Source organism: Rhodopseudomonas pentothenatexigens (assembly GCF_900218015.1).
Taxonomy (GTDB): Bacteria; Pseudomonadota; Alphaproteobacteria; order Rhizobiales; family Xanthobacteraceae; genus Rhodopseudomonas; species Rhodopseudomonas pentothenatexigens.
The window spans coordinates 48432-69366 of sequence record NZ_UFQQ01000026.1; the positions used below are offsets into that span (position 1 = coordinate 48432).

The 20935-nt window shown below is 65.2% G+C and carries 24 protein-coding genes and 3 tRNA genes; 10 read left to right on the plus strand and 17 right to left on the minus strand.

Translation table 11 applies throughout. The features are described 5' to 3' along the window. Window positions 1-78: 78 nt before the first annotated feature. A tRNA-Arg gene (locus tag DWA33_RS20235) sits at window positions 79-155 on the plus strand. Between the two features lie 57 nt (window positions 156-212). Then, a complete protein-coding gene (locus DWA33_RS24960) occupies window positions 213-737 on the plus strand; it encodes a hypothetical protein (RefSeq protein WP_147270259.1) in 525 nt (174 codons plus the stop codon). A gap of 159 nt (window positions 738-896) precedes the next feature. Here the strand turns inward: DWA33_RS24960 and DWA33_RS20240 are convergent, their stop codons facing one another. After that, a complete protein-coding gene (locus tag DWA33_RS20240; RefSeq protein ID WP_114360317.1) occupies window positions 897-1346 on the minus strand; it encodes a peptidase associated/transthyretin-like domain-containing protein in 450 nt (149 codons plus the stop codon). 239 nt (window positions 1347-1585) lie between these two features. Between DWA33_RS20240 and DWA33_RS20245 the strand changes: the two genes are divergently transcribed. Continuing rightward, window positions 1586-1939 (plus strand): hypothetical protein, encoded by a 354-nt coding sequence (locus DWA33_RS20245; protein WP_114360318.1) that lies wholly within the window; start codon window positions 1586-1588, stop codon window positions 1937-1939. Here the strand turns inward: DWA33_RS20245 and DWA33_RS20250 are convergent, their stop codons facing one another. After that, window positions 1940-2419 carry a threonine/serine exporter family protein gene (locus tag DWA33_RS20250; protein ID WP_114360319.1) on the minus strand — a complete coding sequence of 160 codons (480 nt, stop codon included), beginning with the start codon at window positions 2417-2419 and terminating at the stop codon, window positions 1940-1942. Beyond that, window positions 2416-3222: a threonine/serine exporter family protein gene (locus DWA33_RS20255; protein ID WP_114360320.1), complete on the minus strand. Its 807-nt coding sequence runs from the start codon at window positions 3220-3222 to the stop codon at window positions 2416-2418. Before DWA33_RS20255 ends, DWA33_RS20250 begins: the two co-directional genes overlap by 4 nt. A 220-nt stretch (window positions 3223-3442) precedes the next feature. On the opposite strand from DWA33_RS20255, the gene DWA33_RS20260 reads away from it, so the two are divergent. Further along, window positions 3443-3787 (plus strand): hypothetical protein, encoded by a 345-nt coding sequence (locus DWA33_RS20260; protein WP_114360337.1) that lies wholly within the window; start codon window positions 3443-3445, stop codon window positions 3785-3787. A gap of 52 nt (window positions 3788-3839) precedes the next feature. Here the strand turns inward: DWA33_RS20260 and DWA33_RS20265 are convergent, their stop codons facing one another. Beyond that, on the minus strand, window positions 3840-4298 hold the full coding sequence (locus tag DWA33_RS20265; protein WP_114360321.1) for an FKBP-type peptidyl-prolyl cis-trans isomerase: 459 nt from the start codon (window positions 4296-4298) through the stop codon (window positions 3840-3842). A gap of 217 nt (window positions 4299-4515) precedes the next feature. Between DWA33_RS20265 and DWA33_RS20270 the strand changes: the two genes are divergently transcribed. Then, window positions 4516-4863 (plus strand): GrlR family regulatory protein, encoded by a 348-nt coding sequence (locus DWA33_RS20270; protein ID WP_114360322.1) that lies wholly within the window; start codon window positions 4516-4518, stop codon window positions 4861-4863. A 43-nt stretch (window positions 4864-4906) separates the two neighbouring features. Here the strand turns inward: DWA33_RS20270 and DWA33_RS20275 are convergent, their stop codons facing one another. Continuing rightward, entirely contained in the window at window positions 4907-5149 is a 243-nt protein-coding gene (locus DWA33_RS20275; RefSeq protein ID WP_114360323.1) for a pentapeptide MXKDX repeat protein, read from the minus strand. Between the two features lie 237 nt (window positions 5150-5386). Then, window positions 5387-6283: a LysR family transcriptional regulator gene (locus DWA33_RS20280; RefSeq protein WP_114360324.1), complete on the minus strand. Its 897-nt coding sequence runs from the start codon at window positions 6281-6283 to the stop codon at window positions 5387-5389. Between the two features lie 147 nt (window positions 6284-6430). Between DWA33_RS20280 and DWA33_RS20285 the strand changes: the two genes are divergently transcribed. After that, a complete protein-coding gene (locus tag DWA33_RS20285; protein WP_167443248.1) occupies window positions 6431-7081 on the plus strand; it encodes a hydrolase in 651 nt (216 codons plus the stop codon). A 266-nt stretch (window positions 7082-7347) separates the two neighbouring features. Here the strand turns inward: DWA33_RS20285 and DWA33_RS20290 are convergent, their stop codons facing one another. The 4 genes from DWA33_RS20290 to DWA33_RS20305 form a co-directional block, all read right to left on the minus strand. After that, a complete protein-coding gene (locus DWA33_RS20290) occupies window positions 7348-8253 on the minus strand; it encodes a hydroxymethylglutaryl-CoA lyase (RefSeq protein ID WP_114360326.1) in 906 nt (301 codons plus the stop codon). Window positions 8254-8370: 117 nt separating this feature from the next. Next, complete coding sequence (locus DWA33_RS20295; protein WP_114360338.1) at window positions 8371-10386, minus strand: acetyl/propionyl/methylcrotonyl-CoA carboxylase subunit alpha; 2016 nt, start codon at window positions 10384-10386, stop codon at window positions 8371-8373. A 16-nt stretch (window positions 10387-10402) separates the two neighbouring features. Next, window positions 10403-12007: a carboxyl transferase domain-containing protein gene (locus DWA33_RS20300; protein WP_114360327.1), complete on the minus strand. Its 1605-nt coding sequence runs from the start codon at window positions 12005-12007 to the stop codon at window positions 10403-10405. Between the two features lie 199 nt (window positions 12008-12206). Then, entirely contained in the window at window positions 12207-12512 is a 306-nt protein-coding gene (locus DWA33_RS20305; protein WP_047308721.1) for an ETC complex I subunit, read from the minus strand. A gap of 241 nt (window positions 12513-12753) precedes the next feature. Here DWA33_RS20305 and DWA33_RS20310 point away from each other — a divergent pair, with 241 nt between their 5' ends. Next, entirely contained in the window at window positions 12754-14040 is a 1287-nt protein-coding gene (locus tag DWA33_RS20310; RefSeq protein WP_114360328.1) for an OpgC domain-containing protein, read from the plus strand. Here the strand turns inward: DWA33_RS20310 and DWA33_RS20315 are convergent. The 5 genes from DWA33_RS20315 to DWA33_RS20335 form a co-directional block, all read right to left on the minus strand. Then, window positions 13974-15092: a glycosyltransferase family 4 protein gene (locus DWA33_RS20315; RefSeq protein ID WP_114360329.1), complete on the minus strand. Its 1119-nt coding sequence runs from the start codon at window positions 15090-15092 to the stop codon at window positions 13974-13976. The two genes, DWA33_RS20310 and DWA33_RS20315, sit on opposite strands and share 67 nt — an antisense overlap. A 97-nt stretch (window positions 15093-15189) precedes the next feature. After that, window positions 15190-15266 (minus strand) — tRNA-Pro (locus tag DWA33_RS20320). Between the two features lie 68 nt (window positions 15267-15334). Beyond that, entirely contained in the window at window positions 15335-15754 is a 420-nt protein-coding gene (locus DWA33_RS20325) for a DUF192 domain-containing protein (protein ID WP_244601354.1), read from the minus strand. Between the two features lie 344 nt (window positions 15755-16098). Then, window positions 16099-16830, minus strand: coding sequence for a cold-shock protein (locus DWA33_RS20330; RefSeq protein ID WP_114360330.1), 732 nt, complete (start codon window positions 16828-16830; stop codon window positions 16099-16101). A 203-nt stretch (window positions 16831-17033) separates the two neighbouring features. Next, a complete protein-coding gene (locus DWA33_RS20335) occupies window positions 17034-17795 on the minus strand; it encodes an SIR2 family NAD-dependent protein deacylase (protein WP_114360331.1) in 762 nt (253 codons plus the stop codon). Between the two features lie 497 nt (window positions 17796-18292). Here DWA33_RS20335 and DWA33_RS20340 point away from each other — a divergent pair, with 497 nt between their 5' ends. Beyond that, window positions 18293-18742, plus strand: coding sequence for a VOC family protein (locus DWA33_RS20340; RefSeq protein ID WP_114360332.1), 450 nt, complete (start codon window positions 18293-18295; stop codon window positions 18740-18742). 279 nt (window positions 18743-19021) lie between these two features. Here the strand turns inward: DWA33_RS20340 and DWA33_RS20350 are convergent, their stop codons facing one another. Continuing rightward, complete coding sequence (locus DWA33_RS20350) at window positions 19022-19279, minus strand: PilZ domain-containing protein (protein WP_114360334.1); 258 nt, start codon at window positions 19277-19279, stop codon at window positions 19022-19024. Window positions 19280-19603: 324 nt separating this feature from the next. Here DWA33_RS20350 and DWA33_RS20355 point away from each other — a divergent pair. After that, window positions 19604-19678: transfer RNA gene (locus tag DWA33_RS20355), tRNA-Glu, on the plus strand. A gap of 447 nt (window positions 19679-20125) precedes the next feature. On the opposite strand, the gene DWA33_RS20360 is transcribed toward DWA33_RS20355, so the two are convergent. Continuing rightward, window positions 20126-20344: a hypothetical protein gene (locus tag DWA33_RS20360; protein ID WP_114360335.1), complete on the minus strand. Its 219-nt coding sequence runs from the start codon at window positions 20342-20344 to the stop codon at window positions 20126-20128. Between the two features lie 17 nt (window positions 20345-20361). Between DWA33_RS20360 and DWA33_RS20365 the strand changes: the two genes are divergently transcribed. Continuing rightward, window positions 20362-20935: DUF4062 domain-containing protein (locus DWA33_RS20365; protein WP_244601353.1), on the plus strand; the 574-nt coding region annotated here is incomplete at its 3' end.

Sequence of the window (20935 nt, forward strand, 5' to 3'; positions counted from 1 at the left end):
AACATGGTGGCAAATGGTTCGGGGCGGTTGTGGCGGAAGCGGATTTTTTGTATCCGGTGGTGCTATAAAGCCCCCAACGGTCCCATAGCTCAACTGGATAGAGTAGCGGATTTCTACTCCGCGGGTTGCAGGTTCGAATCCTGCTGGGATCGCCAGTTTTCGATTCTTGCGGCAGAACGCAGACAGATTCACCAATTTAGTTGCGATATGACATGTCGAACTGGCAAATGTTCTTTTCCACATACGGATCGATAATCGCCGGCTTCTTCGCCGCCGCTGGCGTAATAATCGGCATCATATCAAGTGTCGCGAGTTCGCAACTCGCAGATAAGTCGAATGCCGATCTCAAGCGGGCCGTTGAAATCATTGAGCGGCTCGAAGTTGTTATCGGAGAACAATGGAGCCCACTCGACACAGAACAGGTTGAAACTCTGCGAGTAGCGGTTACAAGAATACCTTTCAAGGGAACCATTCAAGTGATGTACTTGAATGCGCTTGGCAAGTCTCTTGCACAAAGCATAGCTACCGCGTTTCGCGCAGCACAGTGGGAAGTGAGATTCAGCACCGGCGGTGGGTTCGAATCCGGCGTAGAATATGGTCGGGGCACGCACGCGATGGAATTGGGGAAAGCACTAGCGTCCGTGATCGACCCGGCTCTTCTAAATGGAAGAGGCACTGAAGAGACCAGTCAGAACTTGTACTTCATTGGCGTTGGGTCAAAGCCCCCCAAGCGATGACGAGACATTCGGTCTCGGTCGCTTAATATCGCCACTCCCGCTCCGATCCCTCTGACTATCCAAACAGAGAAATCTTAAGTCGACAAACGGCGTTCTTTGTATCGCAGTATGGTATTGCCCCTTGAGCGAATATAGTCCTCACCAGATTACGTTCAGAGTTTAGCTCACCGGCACGCGCGGCTTGCGATGACGCCGAACGACCGGTGCCGGCGCCGCCGGTGCAGGCACCGGCTGCAGCGTCACCACGACCGGGTTGGGCTTGTGATCCATCGCGGCGCCGGTGGCGGCGTCGACGCCCATGCCGACGACGCCGCCGAGCAGCAGGTTGCCGGCAAAGCCGGCGCCGCCGCTGCCGGAGATTTCCCGGGTCAGCGGGATGATCTGCGGCTCATAGCCCTCTTTGCTCAGGCTGACGGTGATGTCGGCGTTGCGGTTGACCTCGACCACGCACGGCGTGACGCAGGAGAACGGCGCCTCGGTGCCGGATACATCGGCCTTGGCGCCGGCCGGCGTGCTCGCAATCGAAATGTTCTCCGTGGTGCCGCGCGTCACCGACGCACACCCCGACAGCAACAACGCGGCCAGCGCCGCGCCTCCCCATGACCGCATCACAATCCCTCTGATACCCATGCCTTCAGAGCACCGTGTTCGAGGGGGATTTCAAGCCGCGGCGGCCCGCCAAAGCCGCAACTGAGACGCAGAGACAACGCTATCTGCAGGATGTCCCCACGCCGCGGGATCGACACCGGCGACGGCCGACTGCCCCCGCGTCCTGCAAACACGACGCGGCAGCGGACCAGCGACCGAATCGGATACCGATCGCCTGACCGGAAAACCATTGAGATCTCGTGGACCAGTCCCAAGCCCGAGCGATTCTGCATCTGAAGGCGGAGATCGTCCGCGTCCGCTCGTTCGGCCAGTCGCACCGCTACAAGTTCTGGGCCTTCAAGGTCGACGAGATCACCGATCCGCTGTGGACCGACGGCGCGACCACCACATCGACGGTGTGGCTCAGCACCGACTACGGACTGCTCGACGGCACCGGCTATCGCGACCGCCGCAAATTCCGGATCGATCCCGGCGGCCGGGTGTCGCTGATCCAGGCCAGCAGCCACGACGGCAGCATCGTCGAGGGCCGCAACGCCGGACGGCTGGCGAGCGGGGTGGCGCGCTCGGTGGCGTGGCCCGGCATCGGGCGCTGATCAGAACTGCCGGCTCTTCAAGAGATACGCCGGGATCGCCAGCCCCGCCCCGATCGCGCCGACGATCGACAGCACCCGCACGAACGCCTGCGAGGCGGCGACGATCTGCGCCGTCGAGGAGCCGGTGGTGTCGGCGGCCACCGCCATATAGCCGAGCATCGCCTGGCCGAAGAATGCGCCCGGCACCATCGGGATGCAGCCGGCCAGCGCAACGGCGTTGCACGCCGGGCCGAGCCAGCGCAGCGCCAGGATCGCGGTGAACGAGGTGACCAGCGCAGCGACGAAGGTCGCGGCCTCGATACTGCCGCCGGTCTGCTGCACCACGGTGCGCACCGCCAGCGCCAACGCGCCGGCGACCGCGCACCACGCCAGCGAGCGCCAGCCGAAATTGAACAGCACGCCGAAGCCGGCGGCCGCCAGCGCCCCGAACGCCGCCTGATGCGCCAGATACGGCAGCATCGCCATCCAGCTCGCGCTCATGCGTGAACCCTCAGCACGAACTCGGCCAGCCACAGCCCGGTGACGGCGAACACCATGATCATGATCACGGTGACGGCACGGGCGCTGCCCATGGTCGGGTAACCGTCCATCACGTCGGTCTGCGCGTTGGTCGACGGCACGCCCGGCACCAGCAGCAGGATCGACGCCATCATCGCCAGCTCGGTGGTCGCGCTGCCGACCAGCCGGGCACCGAACCCGCCGAGCGCCGCCGACACGCAGCCGACGATCGCCGCGACCACGAACACGTTGACGCGGCGGCCGAGCAGCAGATGGCGGACGCCCTGCCCGATGCTCGCCGCCGCCAGCACCGGCCCGAACGACAGCCAGTCGGAGCCGAGCAGCCGGCCGAACGCCGCGCAGGCGGCACCGGTGGCGATCGCCACCAGCCACGGCGGATGCCGCGGCGTCTCGCTCTGCAGCCGCTTCAGTTCGGCCTCGATCGCATCCGGCGTCATGTCGCCGCGCGAGGCGCGCTCGAGCAGCTCGCGCACCGCGAAGTCGAGCCGGTGGTTGACGCCGTGCGGACCGATCTGAATCATGCGGGTGAAGCTGTGATGGCCGCGCGCCAGCGTGATCTCGAACGAGGCGTAGCCGGAGCGCATCCCCAGCACCTCGACGCCGAGCCCCTCCGCCACCATCCGCGCGCCTTCATGCACCACGCGCACCGACGCCCCGCTCTGCGCCAGCACCGCGCCGGCCTGCAGCGCGACGTGCGAGATTCGCGCCAGCGAATACGGGTGAATCGGTTCGAGGTCGGCGGGATCGGGCTGAATCATCGTCATGCTGGATCGCTATACAGGTCGAAGGTGGGCGAAAGCGGGATTAGTACAGGATGTGCGCGAAGCGGATACCACCACGCAAGTAATCGCGGTCACATCTTACCATTTGCGCGCCATCAGTGACGAGTTAACGCCATTGGCGTTGAACTCTTCCAATTCCGCAATGCAGGTCTATGCTCAGCACGGCCTCTACTGCCGCCGATCACGAGGAATGGGGTTGAAGATGAAGTTATCGACATTGATCGTCGCCTGCATCGCTGTCGCCGTGGTGGTGTTCGGCGTGCGCAATTTCCAGTCCGACTCCGATCCGGCCAAGGACGCCGATGCGCAAGCGGTGGCGACCGCCGCGGCGGTCCCGGTGAGTCCGATCAAGACGGTGACCTCGACCTCCTGTGCGTCGGACGGCTGCCCGGTGTCCTGCGCCGACGACGATACGCTGCTGTCGGCGTTCTGCGTCAGCGGCACCAAGGCCCGCTTCGCCGATACGATCAAGCTCGCCGGCGGCAAGCTGACCGCAACCTGCGGCATGGGCGCCAGCAGCGTGCTGATGTATTGCGGCCGGCCGTAACGGCAGCCGGTGACGACGGCCCGGCGATCGCCGGGCCATCGCGCGATCGGCATCACTTGATGCCGAGCAGCTCCACCTCGAAGATCAGCGTCGCGTTCGGCGGGATCACGCCGCCGGCGCCGCGCGCGCCGTAGCCGAGCTGCGGCGGAATGATCAGCGTGCGCTTGCCGCCGACCTTCATGGTCGAGACGCCCTCGTCCCAGCCCTTGATCACGCGGCCCATGCCGATCGGAAATTCGAACGGCTCGTTGCGGTCGACCGAGGAGTCGAACTTGCGGGTCTTGGCGCCGTTCTCGTACAGCCAGCCGGTGTAGTGCATCACGCAGATCTGGCCCGGCTTCGGCGAGGCGCCGGTGCCGACCTGGGTGTCGACGATCTGGAGGCCCGACGGTGTGGTCACGGTGTTGGCGGGTTCGGACATGGCGGGGGTGCTCGACATCAGGGCCGCCGCCGGAAACAGCGCAGCGACGGCCAAAGCCAGCACAGCGCCGGCGGGAAAAGCGAAACGCATCGGATTGTCCTTTGGGAAGATCGACGTCGGTCGCAGGGTGAGGCCCGGTTGTAGCCAGATGCGGCCGGGCTCACAACCATCGGCACGGAACCGGCTCGTGACGGAACGCCGCGCCGTCGCCGCCCCAATTTGCGCGAACGGCTCGCAACGCTAAGCTGCCTGATCGGCGCTGTCAGGTTCCCGCTGCAGGGCGGCCCGGCCGGAGACCGGAAATCCGATGCAGAACGGCCTGTATTCGATCCACATCCGAATGCTGGACGGCATTCGCGCCCGCTCGAACGGCGTGATCATCCTGCGCGACGGCCACCTGCTGGGCGGCGATCCGTATTTCTTCACCACCGGTCACTACGACGTCGGCGATGGCCGCTGGAAAGGCGAACTGGTGACACGACAGCACACGCCCTACAGCGAAACGCCGGGCCGGCCGCTGTTCTCCGGACACGAGGTCACCACCGGGTTTTCCGGCAGTTTCACAGGCGGCTGGTCGGAAGTGTTCGGCACCTCGCTGGTCGGCAGCCGCAGCGTCGCGTTCCGCGCCACGCTCCGGCTGCTCGCCGCCGACTGAACGGACGGCGCTCGCGCGCCGTCCGGCTCCGGTTGCGGCCGGACTACTTCTTCATCTGATCCTTCGCCATGCCGTCCTTGTGCATGCCGTCTTTGTGCATGCCGTCCTTGGCCATGGTGTCCTTCTTCATGCCGTCCTTGGACATGGAGTCCTTGGACATCGAGTCTTTGGCCATGCCGTCCTTCTTCTCCATCTTGTCCATGGCATAGGCGGCCGGCGCCGCGGCGAGGCTGGCGGAGAAGGCGGCGAAGACGAGAGCGAAAACGAAGCGGGTGCGCAGAGTCATGGTGCTGTCATCCTGTTGACGTCGATCCAATGCGGCGATGGCCGCCAAGAGAGAGACGCAGCCCGCGGTACGGTTGTTACGCGACCGCCGGAAATTTCATTTCGAGCAGCGATGCGCGCAATCGCGCCGCGTGCGTCGCAGCACGTCCTTTCCGCTGGCGGCCCGGAACCTGATGGTCAAGCTGCGCGCCGGGCTGCTGCCGTGCGGCACGGATGTCGAACGGTCCGGCTCTGCCGCTCAGCCGGCGTCCACATCCGCAAGCCGCGGATCTTCCGCGAAGTAATCGAGCAGCATCTCGATCAGCGCCCGCACCTTCCGATCGGGATGAGTCCCTGCGGGGCGGACCACATAGGCGCCGGCCGCCGGGGGCGGATGGCGGGTCATCACCACGATAAGTTCGCCGGATTCCAGATACTCATGGATCACACAATCCGGGAGCCAGGCGATGCCGAGTCCGGCAGCCGCGGCGACCGCAAGCGCCGTGCCGTTGTCCGCCTTGAAGCGGCCGCGTGGATGCACCGTGACGATCTGGTTGCCGTCGACGAACTGCCAGCTTTCGGTCCCCTGCATCAGGGCTTGATGAGCGGCGAGGTCGTCGAGCGTTTCCGGCGCCCCGTGCGCTGCGATGTAGTCCGGGCTGGCGACGAGTTTTCCGGTGATCGCGCCGATACGTCGCGCGACCAGGTTGGAATCCTGCAGATAGCCGACACGGATCGCACAGTCGAAGCCTTCAGCGACCAGATCGACAAAGCGATCGCTGTAGGAGCTGTGGATCTGAAGCTGCGGATGACGTCGCGCCATCTCGGCCAATGCGGGAGCGAAGTGGTTCGGACCGAACGACAGCGGCACGGAAACACGCAGGCGCCCGCGAAGCTCGCCGCTCGGCAGGATGGCTTCCCTGGCCGCGTCGATCTCGGCGCCGACCCGGGCCGCATGATTGCGTAGCGTCGTGCCGGCCTCGGTGAGTGCCGCGCCGCGTGTGGTCCGCGCCAGAAGCTGCACACCGAGCTCCGCCTCGAGCCGGAGCAGCCGCCGGCTGACGACCGACTTGGCGACGCCGAGCCGGCGCGCTGCGGCCGATACGCCGCCGGAGTCGGCGACCTCGACGAAGGTCGCCAGGTCTTCGATGTCCAATTCAGCGTTCCCCGGATGGCGACACAGCTTCGCGCCCTACAGCGCTACCGCATCACACCTCCGAATGCCAGTTTCCGCGCGTCCAGGCAGCGCCACGCCCGGTCCTGTTCCGGAACTCGCGCCACCCACAACAGCAAAGGATGAATGATGCCCCTTCGTAATGGTCTTGCGTCGCTTCTGCGCCCCGAGGATTCGGTGCTCGTGCTGATCGATCACCAGCCCTATCAGCTCGCCAACGTGAACAGTCACGAACCGCAGATGGTGATCAACAACACGGCCGGTCTGGCGAAGGTCGCCAAAGCGTTCGGCGTTCCCACAATCCTGACCACGGTGATCGCCAAGCGCGGCGGCCTGCTGTTCCCGCAGATCACCGACGTGTTCCCCGGCCAGGAGGTGATCGACCGGACCTTGATCAACACCTGGGAGGACCGCAAGGTGGTCGACGCCGTCAAGGCAACCGGCCGCAAGCAATTGGTGATCGCCGGGCTGTGGACCGAAGTCTGCGTCGCGATGCCGGCGATCCAGGCGGCCGGCGAAGGCTGGGACGTCACGGTCATCACCGATGCGTCCGGCGGCACGTCGGTCGAGGCCCACCACGTGGCGATCCAGCGCATGATCGCGGCCGGCGTCAACATGATGACCTGGATGGCGATCGCCGCCGAATGGCAGCGCGATTGGGCTCGGCTCGAACAGGCCGCCAAGCTCACGGAGGTGATCGTCGAGCACGCCGGCGGCAGCGGCATCGCCTTCCTGTGGGAACAGCAGCTCCTCAACACCCCGGTTCCAAAGGCCGGCTGATCGAAGCAGGTACGCCGGCTTTCGACCCGCTGCTTGGCCTCGGGCGGCCGTGATCGACTCGAACTGAGAGCAACAAGATCAGGCTGTCGAGTTTATCATTGCGAGAAGCGAAGCGACCAAGCAATCCAGAAGTCCCATGCTCGGCGCCTCTGGATTGCTACGCTTTGCTCTCAATCAAGGGATAGCCTAATTGATTTGGCGGCCTGGATTGCCATTCTGGCTCACGAGATGACGGTGTATCTGCGCCAGGTCCGAACGCGAATTGCCTAACTGCCGCGCTTCTTCTTCGCGTTCAGCGCATTGACCACGCGGCTCACCGGCGGACGGCCGAGCAGTGCGGCGACGCTGTTGGTCGCGGCGACGAGCTTGTCCATGTCGATGCCGGTCGACACGCCGATGCCTTCCAGCATGTACACCACGTCCTCGGTGGCGACGTTGCCGGTGGCGCCCGGCGCATAGGGACAGCCGCCGAGGCCGCCAGCGGCGCTGTCGATGACGCGGGCGCCCTCCTCCAGGCCGGCATAGAGATTGGCGAGCGCCTGACCGTAGGTGTCGTGGAAGTGCATCGCCAGCGAGGCCATCGGGATCGCCTCGGCGCAGGCGCGCAGCAGCTCGCGCACCTTCCTCGGCGTGCCGACCCCGATGGTATCGCCGAGCGAGATCTCGTAGCAGCCGAGATCCCACAGCGTCGTCGCGGCATCGACCACCGCCTGCACCGGCACCTCGCCGTCGAACGGACAGCCGAGCACGCAGGACACGTAGCCGCGCACTTTGACACTGTCGGCCTGGGCGCGGGCGATCACCGGCTTGAAGCGCTCGATCGATTCCGCGACCGAGCAATTGATATTGGCGCGCGAAAAGCCCTCCGACGCCGAGGCGAACACCGCGACGACCTGCGCGCCGGCGGCGCGCGCAGCCTCGTAGCCCTTCTCGTTCGGCACCAGCACGTGGAATTCGCCGGGCAGCTTCAATGCCGCGCGCAGCACCTCGTCGGAGCCCTGCATCTGCGGCACCGCCTTCGGCGACACGAAGGCGCCGACCTCGACAGTGGTGAGGCCGGCCGCGACCAGCGCCTCGACGAAGGCGACGCGGTCGGCGACGCTGACCGGCGTCTTCTCGTTCTGCAGCCCGTCGCGCGGGCCGACTTCGACGATGCGGATGGTGTCGGTCATGCGCCCTCCAAGTAGTATACTCCGTCATGCCCGGCCTTGTGCCGGGCATCCACGCCTTTCAGCGGATCAACGCCCGAAGACGTGGATGGCCGGGACGAGCCCGGCCATGACGGGGAATTATGACTCCGCGTCCGGCTCGATCTCGGCGAGCTCGGCGCCTTCCTGGACGATGTCGCCGACCTTGCATTTGATCGCCTTCAGCGTGCCGGCGAACGGCGCGCGCAGGGTCTGCTCCATCTTCATCACTTCGAGCGTGAGGATAGGCGCGCCCTTGTCGAGCTTGGCGCCGGCTTCCGCGAGCAGCGCCACCACGGTGCCGGGCAGCGGCGCCACGATCTTGTCCTCGCCGACCGCCTCCTCGCTCTCGCCGCCGAACGGATCGACCAGATGCAGCTCGAACCGACCGTTGCGGGTGCGCACATAAAGCTCGTGGCCGTCGACCACGGCATGGATGCGCGCGCGGGCATCGCCGAGCGACACGTCGATGCCGTCGCCATTGGCCACCCAAGCGAACGCAAGCTCGCGGCCGTCGATCGTCAGCGACGACGCTCCCCCGCCATAGGTCAGCTCAACCTTGTGATCGGTGTGGTCGGGCCCCTGCCCGCGCCGGAACAAAAAGGCGCGCTTGCGCCGGCCGACCGGCATCCAGCCGGACGTCCGCCACGGCGACGGGCCCTCGGCCTTGGCGGCTTCGTCCTCGCCGCGCAGGATCGCCGCGACCGCGGCGGCGAGTTCGAGATCGCCGGGCGCGCTCGGCGCGGCGGTGAGCGCTGCGAGATTGCGCTCGATGAAGCCGGTGTCGATGGCGTTGGCCCGCACCTCGGAATGCGTCACCAGCGCCGACAGGAACGGAATGTTGGTGACGACGCCGCGGACGTCGGTGTCGTTGAGACCACGGTCGAGCCGGTCGATCGCAGCCTGACGGGTCGGCGCCCAGGCGATCACCTTGGCGAGCATCGCGTCGTAATACGGCGACACGCTGTCGCCAGCGCGATAGCCGGCGTCGATCCGCAGACCGTCCGTCTCCGCCGGCGTCCGCCAGGTCGTGATCTGGCCGACCGACGGCATGAAATTCTTCGCCGGGTTCTCGGCGTAAACCCGAGCCTCGATGGCGTGGCCATTGAGCCGGAGCTGATCCTGCTTGAGCGGCAGCGCCTCGCCGAACGCGACGCGAAGCTGCCATTCGACCAAATCGACGCCGCTGATCAGCTCGGTCACCGGATGCTCGACCTGCAGGCGGGTGTTCATCTCGATGAAGAACACGTCTTTGCCGTCCGAGACGAACTCGATGGTGCCCGCGCCGACATAGTTCACCGCGCCTGCCGCGCGCCGCGCCGCGGCACACACCGTCTCGCGCTGCGCAGCATCGAGCGTCGGCGATGGCGCCTCCTCGATCACCTTCTGGTGGCGACGCTGCAGCGTGCATTCGCGCTCGAACAGCGACACCAGATTGCCGTGGCTGTCGCCGACGATTTGCACTTCGATGTGGCGCGGATTGTCGACGTAGCGCTCGATCAGCAGCGTATCGTCGCCGAATGCCGCCTTGGCCTCGCGCTTGGCACTGACGATCGCGGCGGCAAGTTCGTCGGCCTTGCGCACCACCCGCATGCCGCGTCCGCCGCCGCCGGCCGAGGCTTTCACCAGCACCGGGAAGCCGATCTTGTCGGCGGCCGCGGCGAGCGTGGCGTCGTCCTGCGCAGCCCCGTGATAGCCCGGCACCAGCGGCACACCGGCCTTCTCCATCAGCGCCTTGGAGCCCGACTTCGAGCCCATCGCGGTGATCATCTCCGGCGTCGGCCCGACGAACACCAGTCCGGCGTCGGCGCAGGCCTGCGCGAATTCGGCGCTTTCCGACAGGAATCCGTAACCGGGATGCACCGCCTCGGCACCGCTCTGTCTGGCGGCCGCGATGATCCGCTCGATGTTCAAGTAACTGTCGCGCGCCCGCGCCGGGCCAAGCAGCATCGCCTCGTCGGCCTCGGCGACGTGCTGGGCGCCGGCGTCGGCTTCGGAATACACCGCGACAGTGCGCAAGCCCATCGCGCGCGCGGTGCGGATGACGCGGCAGGCGATCTCGCCGCGGTTGGCGATCAGCAGCGTGCGGAAGCGACGATACAGGGCGGTGCTGGTCATCATCAGATCCTGATCATCACATCCGGAACAGGCCGAACCTGGTCGGTTCGATCGGCGCGTTACTGGACGCCGACAGGCCGAGACCGAGCACCAGCCGCGTATCGGCGGGATCGATCACGCCGTCGTCCCACAGCCGTGCGGTCGCGTAGTACGGGCTGCCCTGGGTTTCGTATTGCGCACGGATCGGCGAGCGGAAGTCCTCCTCCTCCTCCGCACTCCAGCTGCCGCCCTTGGCCTCGATATTGTCGCGGCGGAGCTGGCTCAGCACCATCGCGGCCTGCTCGCCGCCCATCACCGAGATCCGCGCGTTCGGCCACATCCACAAAAACCGCGGCGAATACGCCCGTCCGCACATCCCGTAATTGCCGGCGCCGTAGGAGCCACCGATCACCACGGTGAATTTCGGCACGTTGGCGGTCGCGACCGCGGTCACCAGCTTGGCGCCGTCGCGGGCGATGCCGCCGGCTTCGTATTTCTTGCCGACCATGAAGCCGGTGATGTTCTGCAGGAACACCAGCGGAATGCCGCGTTGGCAGCACAGCTCGATGAAATGCGCCCCCTTCAGCGAGCTTTCGCTGAACAGGATGCCGTTGTTGGCGATGATGCCGACCGGAAAGCCCCAGATATGCGCGAAGCCGCACACCAGGGTCTGGCCGTACAGCTTCTTGAATTCGTCGAACTCGGAGCCGTCGACGATCCGGGCGATGATGTCGCGCACGTCGAACGGCTTGCGCGCTTCCGCCGGTACGATGCCGTAGAGCTGCTCGGCCGGATACAGCGGCTCGCGCGGCTGCCGCATGTTCAGCGCCGGCCGCTGCGGCGGCTTCAACGTGCCGACGATTTTTCGCGCGATGCCGATCGCGTGGGCGTCGTTCTGCGCGTAGTGATCGGTGACGCCGGACTGCCGCGAATGCACGTCGGCGCCGCCGAGTTCTTCGGCCGACACCACTTCGCCGGTCGCCGCCTTCACCAGCGGCGGGCCGCCGAGAAAGATCGTGCCCTGATTGCGGACGATGATGCTCTCGTCCGACATCGCCGGCACATAGGCGCCGCCGGCGGTGCACGACCCCATCACCACCGCGATCTGCGGAATGCCGGCAGCCGACATGTTGGCCTGGTTGAAGAAGATCCGGCCGAAGTGCCGCTCGTCCGGAAACACCTCGTCCTGCTGCGGCAGGAAGGCGCCGCCGGAATCCACCATGTAGATGCACGGCAGGTTGTTCTGCCGCGCGATGTCCTGCGCGCGCAGATGCTTCTTCACCGTCAGCGGATAATAGGTGCCGCCCTTCACCGTCGCATCGTTGGCGACGATCATGCATTCGCGGCCCATCACGCGACCGATGCCGGTGACGATCGATGCCGAATGCACGTCGCCGCCATACAGGCCGTTGGCGGCGAGCGGCGACAGTTCGAGAAACGCGGTGCCGGGATCGAGCAGCAGGTCGACACGGTCGCGCGGCAGCAGCTTGCCACGCGCGGTGTGCTTGGCGCGGGCCGCATCGCCGCCGCCGGCGGCGACCGCCGCCAGCTTGTCGTTCAGTTCGGCGACCAGCGTCCGCATCGCATCGGCATTGCGCGCGAAATCGGCCGAACCGGGATCGATCTTGGAGTGCAGCGACATGGCGTTTCCGGCAGGTTCTGACTCGCTTCGGAACCGAAGCGTTGAAGACATCGTGTCATCGCCGGGGCGCCAGGCGCAACCCTAACCTGACCCAGCGCAGTGCAGGACGCGCATAGCCGTTCGCCGCAGCCTCAGGCTTGCGCCGAGCGGTCGTGCGGCTCGCCGCGGCGTCCGCGAGAAGCCGCGGGCAATGGTCGGATCAATGCGTCCAGGGCTCGGGACGGCGGAAGGCGAAATTGTCGGCATAGGCCGCGCGGCGGCGCGCCGGCTCCTTCGGCTCGATCACCTGATACGGAATGCCTTCCCGCTCACAATAGGCGATCGCCTCGTCGCGGGTGTGGAAATGCAGGCTGATCTGCTGCTGCATGTCGGAGGACGAGGTCCAGCCCATCAGCGGCTCGATCATGCGCGGCTTCTCGGGCTCGTAATCGAGCTGCCATTCCCGGGTCTTGGCGGTCCCGGATTGCATCGCGTTCTTGGCGGGCTTGAAGATCCGTGCGGTCATGGAAGGGTCGAACCTATCGAGGAATGGCGGTGTGCCGGTTTGGTGGAAGCGGCGGTCCTGGTGTATCGTTCCCGAGCGTAACGGACCATGCCGGATTTGCGTAGAGGTGTACGGTCGGTCCCGGCCACTCGTGATTCCGTCGCTCGGCGGTTCAGTTTCCTGAATTCCTATATTCCGTCCCCGGCATCGTGACAATCACAGCCCGGGCGACGATTTGGCAACGATACGGACGGTCCATTCTATGGAAATTCAGGCCATTCTGCCCAGCAAGGGGCGCGATCTCCGGCTCGACCTGTTCCGCGGCGTCGCCAACTGGGCGATCTACCTGGATCACATCCCGAACAACGTGGTGAACTGGATCACCACGCGGAACTACGGGTTCAGCGATGCCGCCGACCTGTTCGTGTTCATCTCCGGCTACACCGCCTCCTTCGTCTACGCCAAGATGATGCTCGAGCGCGGCTTCATCGTCGGCGGCACAAGGCTGACCAAGCGGGTGTGGCAGCTCTACGTCGCGCATATCGTGCTGTTCGTGATCTACATCGTGGCGATCGGTTACGTCGCGCAGCGCTTCAGCGATCCGGAGATCATCAACGAATTCAACGTCGCCGGTCTGATCGCCAACCCGATCGAAACGCTGCGGCAGGGATTGCTGCTGAAGTTCAAGCCGGTCAATCTCGACGTGCTGCCGCTGTACATCGTGCTGATGGGGCTGTTCCCGCCGGTGCTGTGGCTGATGCTGCGCAAGCCCGATGCGGTGATGATCGGCTCGCTGGTGCTGTATTTCGCCGCCCGCTATTTCGAATGGAATCTGCAGGCGTTTCCGGAAGGCACCTGGTACTTCAATCCGTTCTGCTGGCAGCTGTTGTTCGTGTTCGGCGCCTGGTGCGCGCTCGGCGGCACGGTGCGGTCGCGCTCGATCATCGACTCGCGCGGCATGTTGTGGTTCTGCCTGGCGTATCTGGTGTTCGCGCTGGTGATGACGATGGCCGGCCGCTTCCAGGACTTCGGCGATCTGTTCCCGCGCTGGCTGTACGATGCGTTCAATCCCAACGACAAGACCAACCTCGCGCCCTACCGCTTCCTGCATTTCGCGGTGATCGTGGTGCTGGTGATCCGGTTCGTGCCGAAGGACTGGAAGGGATTGGAGTGGCGGGTGTTCGATCCCTTGATCAAATGCGGCCAGCAGTCGCTCGCGGTGTTCTGCGTCGGCGTGTTCCTGTCGTTCGTGGCGCATTTCGAACTGATGATGAGCTCCGGCTCGCTGCTGGCGCAGATCCTGGTCAGCGCCGCCGGCATCGCGCTGATGACGGTGGTGGCCTACTACATCTCCTGGTCGAAGAAGCAGGACAAGCCCGCGAAGCCGGCAGCGAAACCGGCGCCGCAGCCGGCCGGCATGGCCGCTTCGGCGACGACGGTGGCGGCCTCGGGCGTAGACAGCGGACCGGCGCGGCCCGCCAGTCAGGGCTCCGGCGTGCCTGCGGTGGCCCCGGCGATGATGTCGGCCGCGCGATCCAGCCCCGAATAGAGATCGTGGCTGGCGCCGTAGTCGGCGCCATTGTGGCTCCATTGCGCCCGGCGTGCCGGCGCGGACGCCTGGCGTAGCGCCTCGATCAGATTGCCAGGCCCGAACGGTTCCGGCATCACCACGCCGGCCTGGGCCGCGGCGACATGCACCGAATAGCCGCACACCGCCGTGGCGATCACCGGCAGTCCGTTGACCACCGCTTCCAGAATCGCCGTGCCGGTGGTGTCGACCCGGGCGGGATGAACCAGGAGATCGGCGCCAGCCATCAGCTCCGGGATGTCGCGCCGCATCCCCAGCAGTCCGATCCGTTCCGACACCTTGGCATCACCGCCGAGCCGCCGGATCAGCCGGCCCTGCTTGGCGCCTTCGGCCACGCCAGCGACGACCAGCCTGGCGTCCGGAAACGCCGGCAGCGCCGCGATTGCCCGGTCGAGCCCCTTGGTGGATGGATGCGCCGCCACCGCCAGCCATACGACGGCATCGGCAGCGATGCCGAGTTCGCGGCGGATCCGCTCGCGGGTGCCATCGGCTCGAAATTCCGGGTGCCGGCGGGTGCGATCGATCGTCGGCGGCATCAGCGCCAGCCGCTCCGGCTCGGTGCCCCAGGCGCGCGCGAAGTCGTCGAGCTGGTTCTGGCTCAGCAACAGACACCGGGTCGGTCGACCGGGTGCGAAGCTCGCCGCCTCCAGGCTGAGCTTGATGCGCCGTCGTGCAGTGAAGCGATCAGACCACCGCGTGGGCCGCGCCTTGTCGCAGCCGTCGGCGCAGTACAGCACGTCGAGATCGGTCAGCTTGCCGAAGCCGGCCAGGCGGTCGAACTCGGCCTTGCGCCGCGCCACCGCCGCGGCGAACGCCCGGTCGCGGCCGTGGTTACTCCAGGCGCTGACCGGCAGCAGCTCGATGGTCAGATCGGTCGGAAGCTCGCCCTGCCGCCGCGACGCCAGAATGGTGACCTCGTGGCCGCGCCCCATCAGCCGCCGGGCGATGCCCATGCAGTCCCGCTGCAGGCCTCCGCTCGGGAACAGCGACACGATCGCCAGCGCGATCTTCATCGTCCGAACTCCCCAGCGGCCTCTAATTCAATTGTGACGCGGCTCCGCGCGCCCGAAGCAGCCGTGCCGAAGCCAACGCAGGATGAAAGAAGGCGGGTGGTCGGGGCAGCTGGATTCGAACCAACGACCTGCAGTACCCAAAACTGCCGCGCTACCAGGCTGCGCTATACCCCGTTCCATCGGCTGCCGCCCGTCGATACACGGTTCAAGCCAGCCCAGCAAGCCAGCCCAGCAAGCCGCCCTCAGCGCGACTTGAACAGCGGGTGCGCCACCCGATCGCCGGCGGCAATCCCGAGCTTCTTGGCGGTGCCGCCCGCCACCTCCAGCACCCCGCTCACCGGACCACCGGAAGCGATGATCCGGGTCGACATCGGTTCGGTGTTCTCGGCGATCCGCAGGATGGTGCCGTCGCCGCGGATGAAGATCATGTCGAGCGGGATGTAGGTGTTCTTCATCCACATCGCCACCTGCTGCTCGGGCCGGAAATCGAACAGCATGCCCTGCCCGTCCGGCAGGCTCTTACGGTACATCAGACCGACTTCCCGCTCCTTCTCCGTGGTCGCCACCTCGACATTGAACACATGGACGCCGGTCTTGCCGACGATTTCCAGAGTCTGCATCTGGGCGGCCAATCCGCGCTGCGCCGCCACGCCGCACAGCATCACCGCCAGCGCCACCACGCCGAACCACTGCAGCCGGCGAACCTTCAACGTCCCAAAGACCTGCATCAGACCGAAAAACCTGTTCCTGCCTCGCCCCACCCCGGCCGGATCATGCCGACCGCCGGCCCGCCGCGCAAACAGCATGCTGGCGTGGCCGGGACGATTCACAACATGGCGATCAAGGGTGGCGCAGTCGCGGCGACCAGCGCCTGCGTGCGTGCGAGGCTCGAGACTTAAGACCTCAAGACCCGAGCCTCGAGACCCGAGGACTCAAGACCGGAGGCTTCAAGAACCGCTCCTCGAGATCGAGGTTCGAGCTTCGGTAGGCGAAGCTCGAGAGAGCCTCAATGCGAGGACAGGGCCGGTACGCCGTTCTCCGGCTGGATCTCGGCGGCCATCATGCCCTTCGAGCCCGGCCCGAACCGCACCAGCACATACTGGCCCGGCCGCAGCTCGGTCATGCCGTAGCGGCGCAGCGTTTCCATGTGCACGAAGATGTCCGGCGTGCCCTCGCCGCAGGTCAGGAAGCCGAACCCGCGCAGCCGATTAAACCACTTCACCTGGGCGCGCTCGAGGCCGCTGGTCGGTGTCACGCTGACATGGGTGCGCGCCGGCAGCATCTGCGCCGGATGGATCGCGGTCGACTCGTCCATCGAAACGATGCGGAACGCCTGGTAACCCTTGGCGCGCTGCACGCATTCGACGACGATGCGGGCGCCCTCATAGGCGGTCTGATAGCCGTCGCGGCGCAGCACCGTGACGTGCAGCAGCACGTCGGGCCAGCCGTTGTCGGGCACCACGAAACCGTAGCCCTTCGAGGCATCGAACCATTTGATGACGCCGCTGATCTCGACCAGGTTCGCGGTCTCGCCGAGCCCTGCGAAGGCGTCGCGCGGGCTCAGCTCGCGGGCATCGACAAGGTCGCGGTGCGAACCAGACACAAGGTCGCGGTGCGCACCAGATCCGAAGTCCCGGGACGAATAATCGCCGGCGGGAAACTCTCCCGCCCTCGGCTTCGCAACGCCGACCGTCGGCGAACCGCCCGGCCTTTTGGACTCAAATCCGTCCGACCCCATGACCCCGGACCCCGCACGTCATCAACGAATTCGCCGCTTCTGCGGCGACGACGATTCGCTGAGCGTTGCCTCGAACTACTCAGGATTGCGCCGCCGCGAATCTGTTGATTCGAAGATAACATCGTGGCCCTGATGGCAAAGACAAAAAAAACGTTACGCGACAACTATAAACAGCCTTGAAAGCCTGCGAATCTTACGAGGTTTCAGTTGCCGACGAACGGTCCCAGCGTTTCTCCGATGTCGTGGCGGATCACCAGGTCGGCGATTTCGTCCTGCTCGGTCGGCTCGTTGTTGATGATGACGAGCTTGGCGCCGCACTCTTTGGCCAGCATCGGAAAGCCAGCCGCCGGCCAGACGACCAGCGAAGAGCCGATCGCGATGAACAGATCGCAATGCTGCGCCAGCTCGGTGGCGCGGCGCATCGCCTGCGGCGGCATCGACTGGCCGAACGAGACTGTGGCGGTCTTCACCGGCTCATCGCAGGCGGTGCAATGCGGCGCGTGACCGGTGCGGTGAAACCACTCCCGCACCCAATCCAGTTCGTGGCGTTTGCCGCAGCCGATGCAGCGCGCATAGGTGGTGTTGCCGTGCAGTTCGACCACATCGGGTTCGGCGAAGCCGGACATTTGATGCAGATTGTCGATGTTCTGCGTGATCACCGCCGGCACCTTGCCGACGCGGTACAGCGACGCCAGCGCCCGATGGCCGCGGCCAGGCTTGGCTTTGGCGAAGGTGTGCTCCATCGCGAAGCGCCGGCGCCAGGCCTCGTCGCGGGCGTCCTGCCGGGCGACGAACTCGTCGAACGGGATCGGCTGATTGCGGCTCCACAATCCGCCGGGCGATCGAAAATCGGGGATGCCGGATTCGGTCGAAATACCGGCCCCGGTGAACGGCACGATCGAGGAGGCCTGCGCGATCATGTCACCGAGCTGTTCGACTCCGCTGGTGAGGCTGCGAGCGATCATGGTTGGGTCATTTCAAGAGCTGTCCTCTCGCCGCGACGACGCACGTCGAGCCGAACGTCGACGGCGCGGCACCGCCATCAATGCCGCCGTCGCCGAGAAGTGGCGGGTTCCGTGCTTAGATTCGAAGCCACATTTTTTTGAATTGCAAGAGGGCCGTTCAGGTCGGATAGTTGAAGCCGTCTCAACGGATGACCTCCTCTGAAAGAGCCCCGCGCGACCTCCAAGGCGGGGCTCTTTCTCCGTCGGCGGCTTGCTCGTCGGCGGCTCTCCCGATGCACGCGGATGCCACAGCCGCGACGGCATCCGGGCCCCTCATTCGTCACACCTCCCCGAGCGACAAGGTCCGGAGCCCCACGGCTCCGGACCGCTGTCTCGCCGCCGAAGCTTGTCGCCTGCGAGCGCGAGGACGGCGACACGGCGGCTCGTTCCCCGCCGCTTTCCATCCCGGCGATTTCGTCGCAAAGTCCGCCCGCCTTTCCCCTGGAGACAATCATCTCATGCGCTACCTGCACACCATGCTGCGCGTCCGCAACCTCGATACCGCTCTGCAGTTCTTCAGCGGAGCGCTCGGCCTCGAGGAGGTCCGCCGCATCGACAACGACAAAGGCAAGTTCACGCTGCTGTTCCTGTGCGCACCGGAAGACGTTGAACTGGTGCGGCAATCGAAGGGACGCCCCGCTCCGACCATCGAGCTGACCTATAATTGGGACGAAGAGACCTATGGCGAGGATCGCTTCTTCGGCCATCTCGCCTTCGAGGTCGACGACATCTACGCGACCTGCGAGCGGCTGATGAAGCTCGGCATCACCATCAACCGCCCGCCGCGGGACGGCCAGATGGCGTTCGTCCGCTCACCGGATCTGCATTCGGTCGAACTGCTGCAGAAGGGTGACGCGCTGCCGCCGCAGGAGCCGTGGGCCTCGATGCCGAACACCGGCCATTGGTAGCCTCCGAAGCTCGAGCCGCCGATCACCAACTCGCGCGAGCGGGGCAACGAGACGGCGGAACGACACGCACAGCCTCGCGTTGGTCGAACAACCAACGGAGGATATCAATGGCACGAGGACTATTGCTCTGGCTGATCGGCATTCCGATCCCGATCATCATTCTGCTGTGGCTGTTTTTTTAGCTGACGGCTCCGCCACGGCCGACCACATCGTGACGGGCTCTGCGATCGGCGGAGCCCGTTGTCCTTTGGCGGCTTGACGTCGCGGCCGGCGGCTCGCTTACGAGACGAATTTCACGCCCAGCGTCGTGCCGCGGCGCCAGACCACCTCGCAGGACCGGCCCTGGCGCGCATCGCGCGAGAATCCGAGCCGCAGCCGTGCGCCCAGCGATTCCGCCTCGGCCAGCACCAGCTTGGCGCCGGAACTCGACAGATCCAGCACCTCGCACGGCCGCGCGGCAAAACCGCCGTCGAGCGTGATCCAGCCGTTCTGGCGCACCGATTTGCGCGGCTCGCGCTTGGTCTTGTCCTTCGCCATGGCAACGTCCTAGACCTGATCCGGGCGACGCCACCAAGGCAGCGGCGAATCAGGAAGTGAGAGCACTTGGTTCCGATCGTCCAGAACCGTCCGTCCTGCTCTAGGTCCGCGGCTGTTGAAAAATCGTTGCAAGCTTTAGCGAAAAGTCGGGGTATCGGCGGATCGCCGCGCACGGCGCTTGCCCACCCGGAAAAACGCCACTATACGTTCGCCGCTGCTTCGCTGCGGCCCCGGTTCGGAGGCTGCTGAAGCGGCCGTTTCGGGTAAGACCGTGCGTTTCCGCCTGACCGCGATCGTTCGATCGCGGGGACTTCCGGCGGCTTCGCTCCCTTCGTCTATCGGTCAGGACGCCACCCTTTCACGGTGGAGAGAGCGGTTCGATTCCGCTAGGGAGCGCCAGTCATTTCAATGACTTAGCTCAACTACCCTTTCCTGCCATCCAACAGACGTCTAATATGCGGCACTAGATGATAGTGGTCTCCGGTTGCCGTTCGCACGGTTCGCGGCCTCTGTTCCTGCCCGTCTCAGTAGTTGAGAGAAGTCCCGTGATGGACTTATCGAAGATCCCTTCGGATCCGATTGCCGCGCGCGGATACATCGATCTCTATCATATGGAAATCAAACTCCGATGCCTTCGCGGAAGGCCGCGATGTAAAGGGACAGAATTTCTCCGATTGGGAGCGCGAGGTGAAGAATCATTGTCTCCGCGCGAAGTCCAATTTTTCACCGAGCCGGTCGCGCCAGAAGAGGTTAAGCGGCAAGCCTATGCTGTTGCGCGCCTCCCAGCGACCGCGGATGGTCGATAAATAGCTTGGATCGTTGTACGGCATATCTACGGAAAGGCGGTTACGCGCGCGTCGAGAAAGCCACCACGCCGCCAGTCGCGATAGCGTCGCGCGGGAACGGCTGGCCGTCTTTCCAGGCGACGTACCGAGCCGCAATGTCCTCGGCTCGCGTCCGGTCGAACTGGTGCAGATAGCAAAGCGCCATGTCCACCAGCGCGGAAGCGTCGGGCTTGCCTCGGGCATTCAGGACCGCAGCGGGGAAGATCTGTTCGATATCCATGAGGTGCCCCCTTGTTGATGACCAAGAGCAGTATTCAAATTCCGAACGCATTGCGGGTGAAGTTGCGCCTCGGCCACATGATGTCATCGCGGGAGGGAGCTTTGGACAAAGTTCACCAGGTGTTCGTTAGCTCGACTTTTGATGATCTCAAGGATGAACGGCAGCAAGTGACAAACGCGCTCGCGAAGGCGGGACACATAGCGGCCGGGATGGAGTTGTTTCCAGCTACCGATCAGCAGCAGTTGCAATACATTCAACGCGTAATCGACCGCTCGGATTACTATGTCGTGATCGTCGGCGGACGATATGGGTCCGAGGCTTCGAATGGATTCAGCTTTACCGAAAATGAATGTGACTATGCACGTTCAAAGGGACTGCCTATTCTAGCCTTTCTTCCAGCCGATCCTGCCAATATTACAGCGGGGAAAACCGACTCAGATCCATCGAAGATAGCTAAGCTAAACGCGTTCAAGTCCAAACTTAAGACAGGACGAATTGAACCGCCCCGGGTTTGCCGGAGGCTCCAACTCCTGAGAGGATGGAGCCATGACGAGCAAGACGACGAACAAGTTTTCCCCCGAGGTGCGCGAG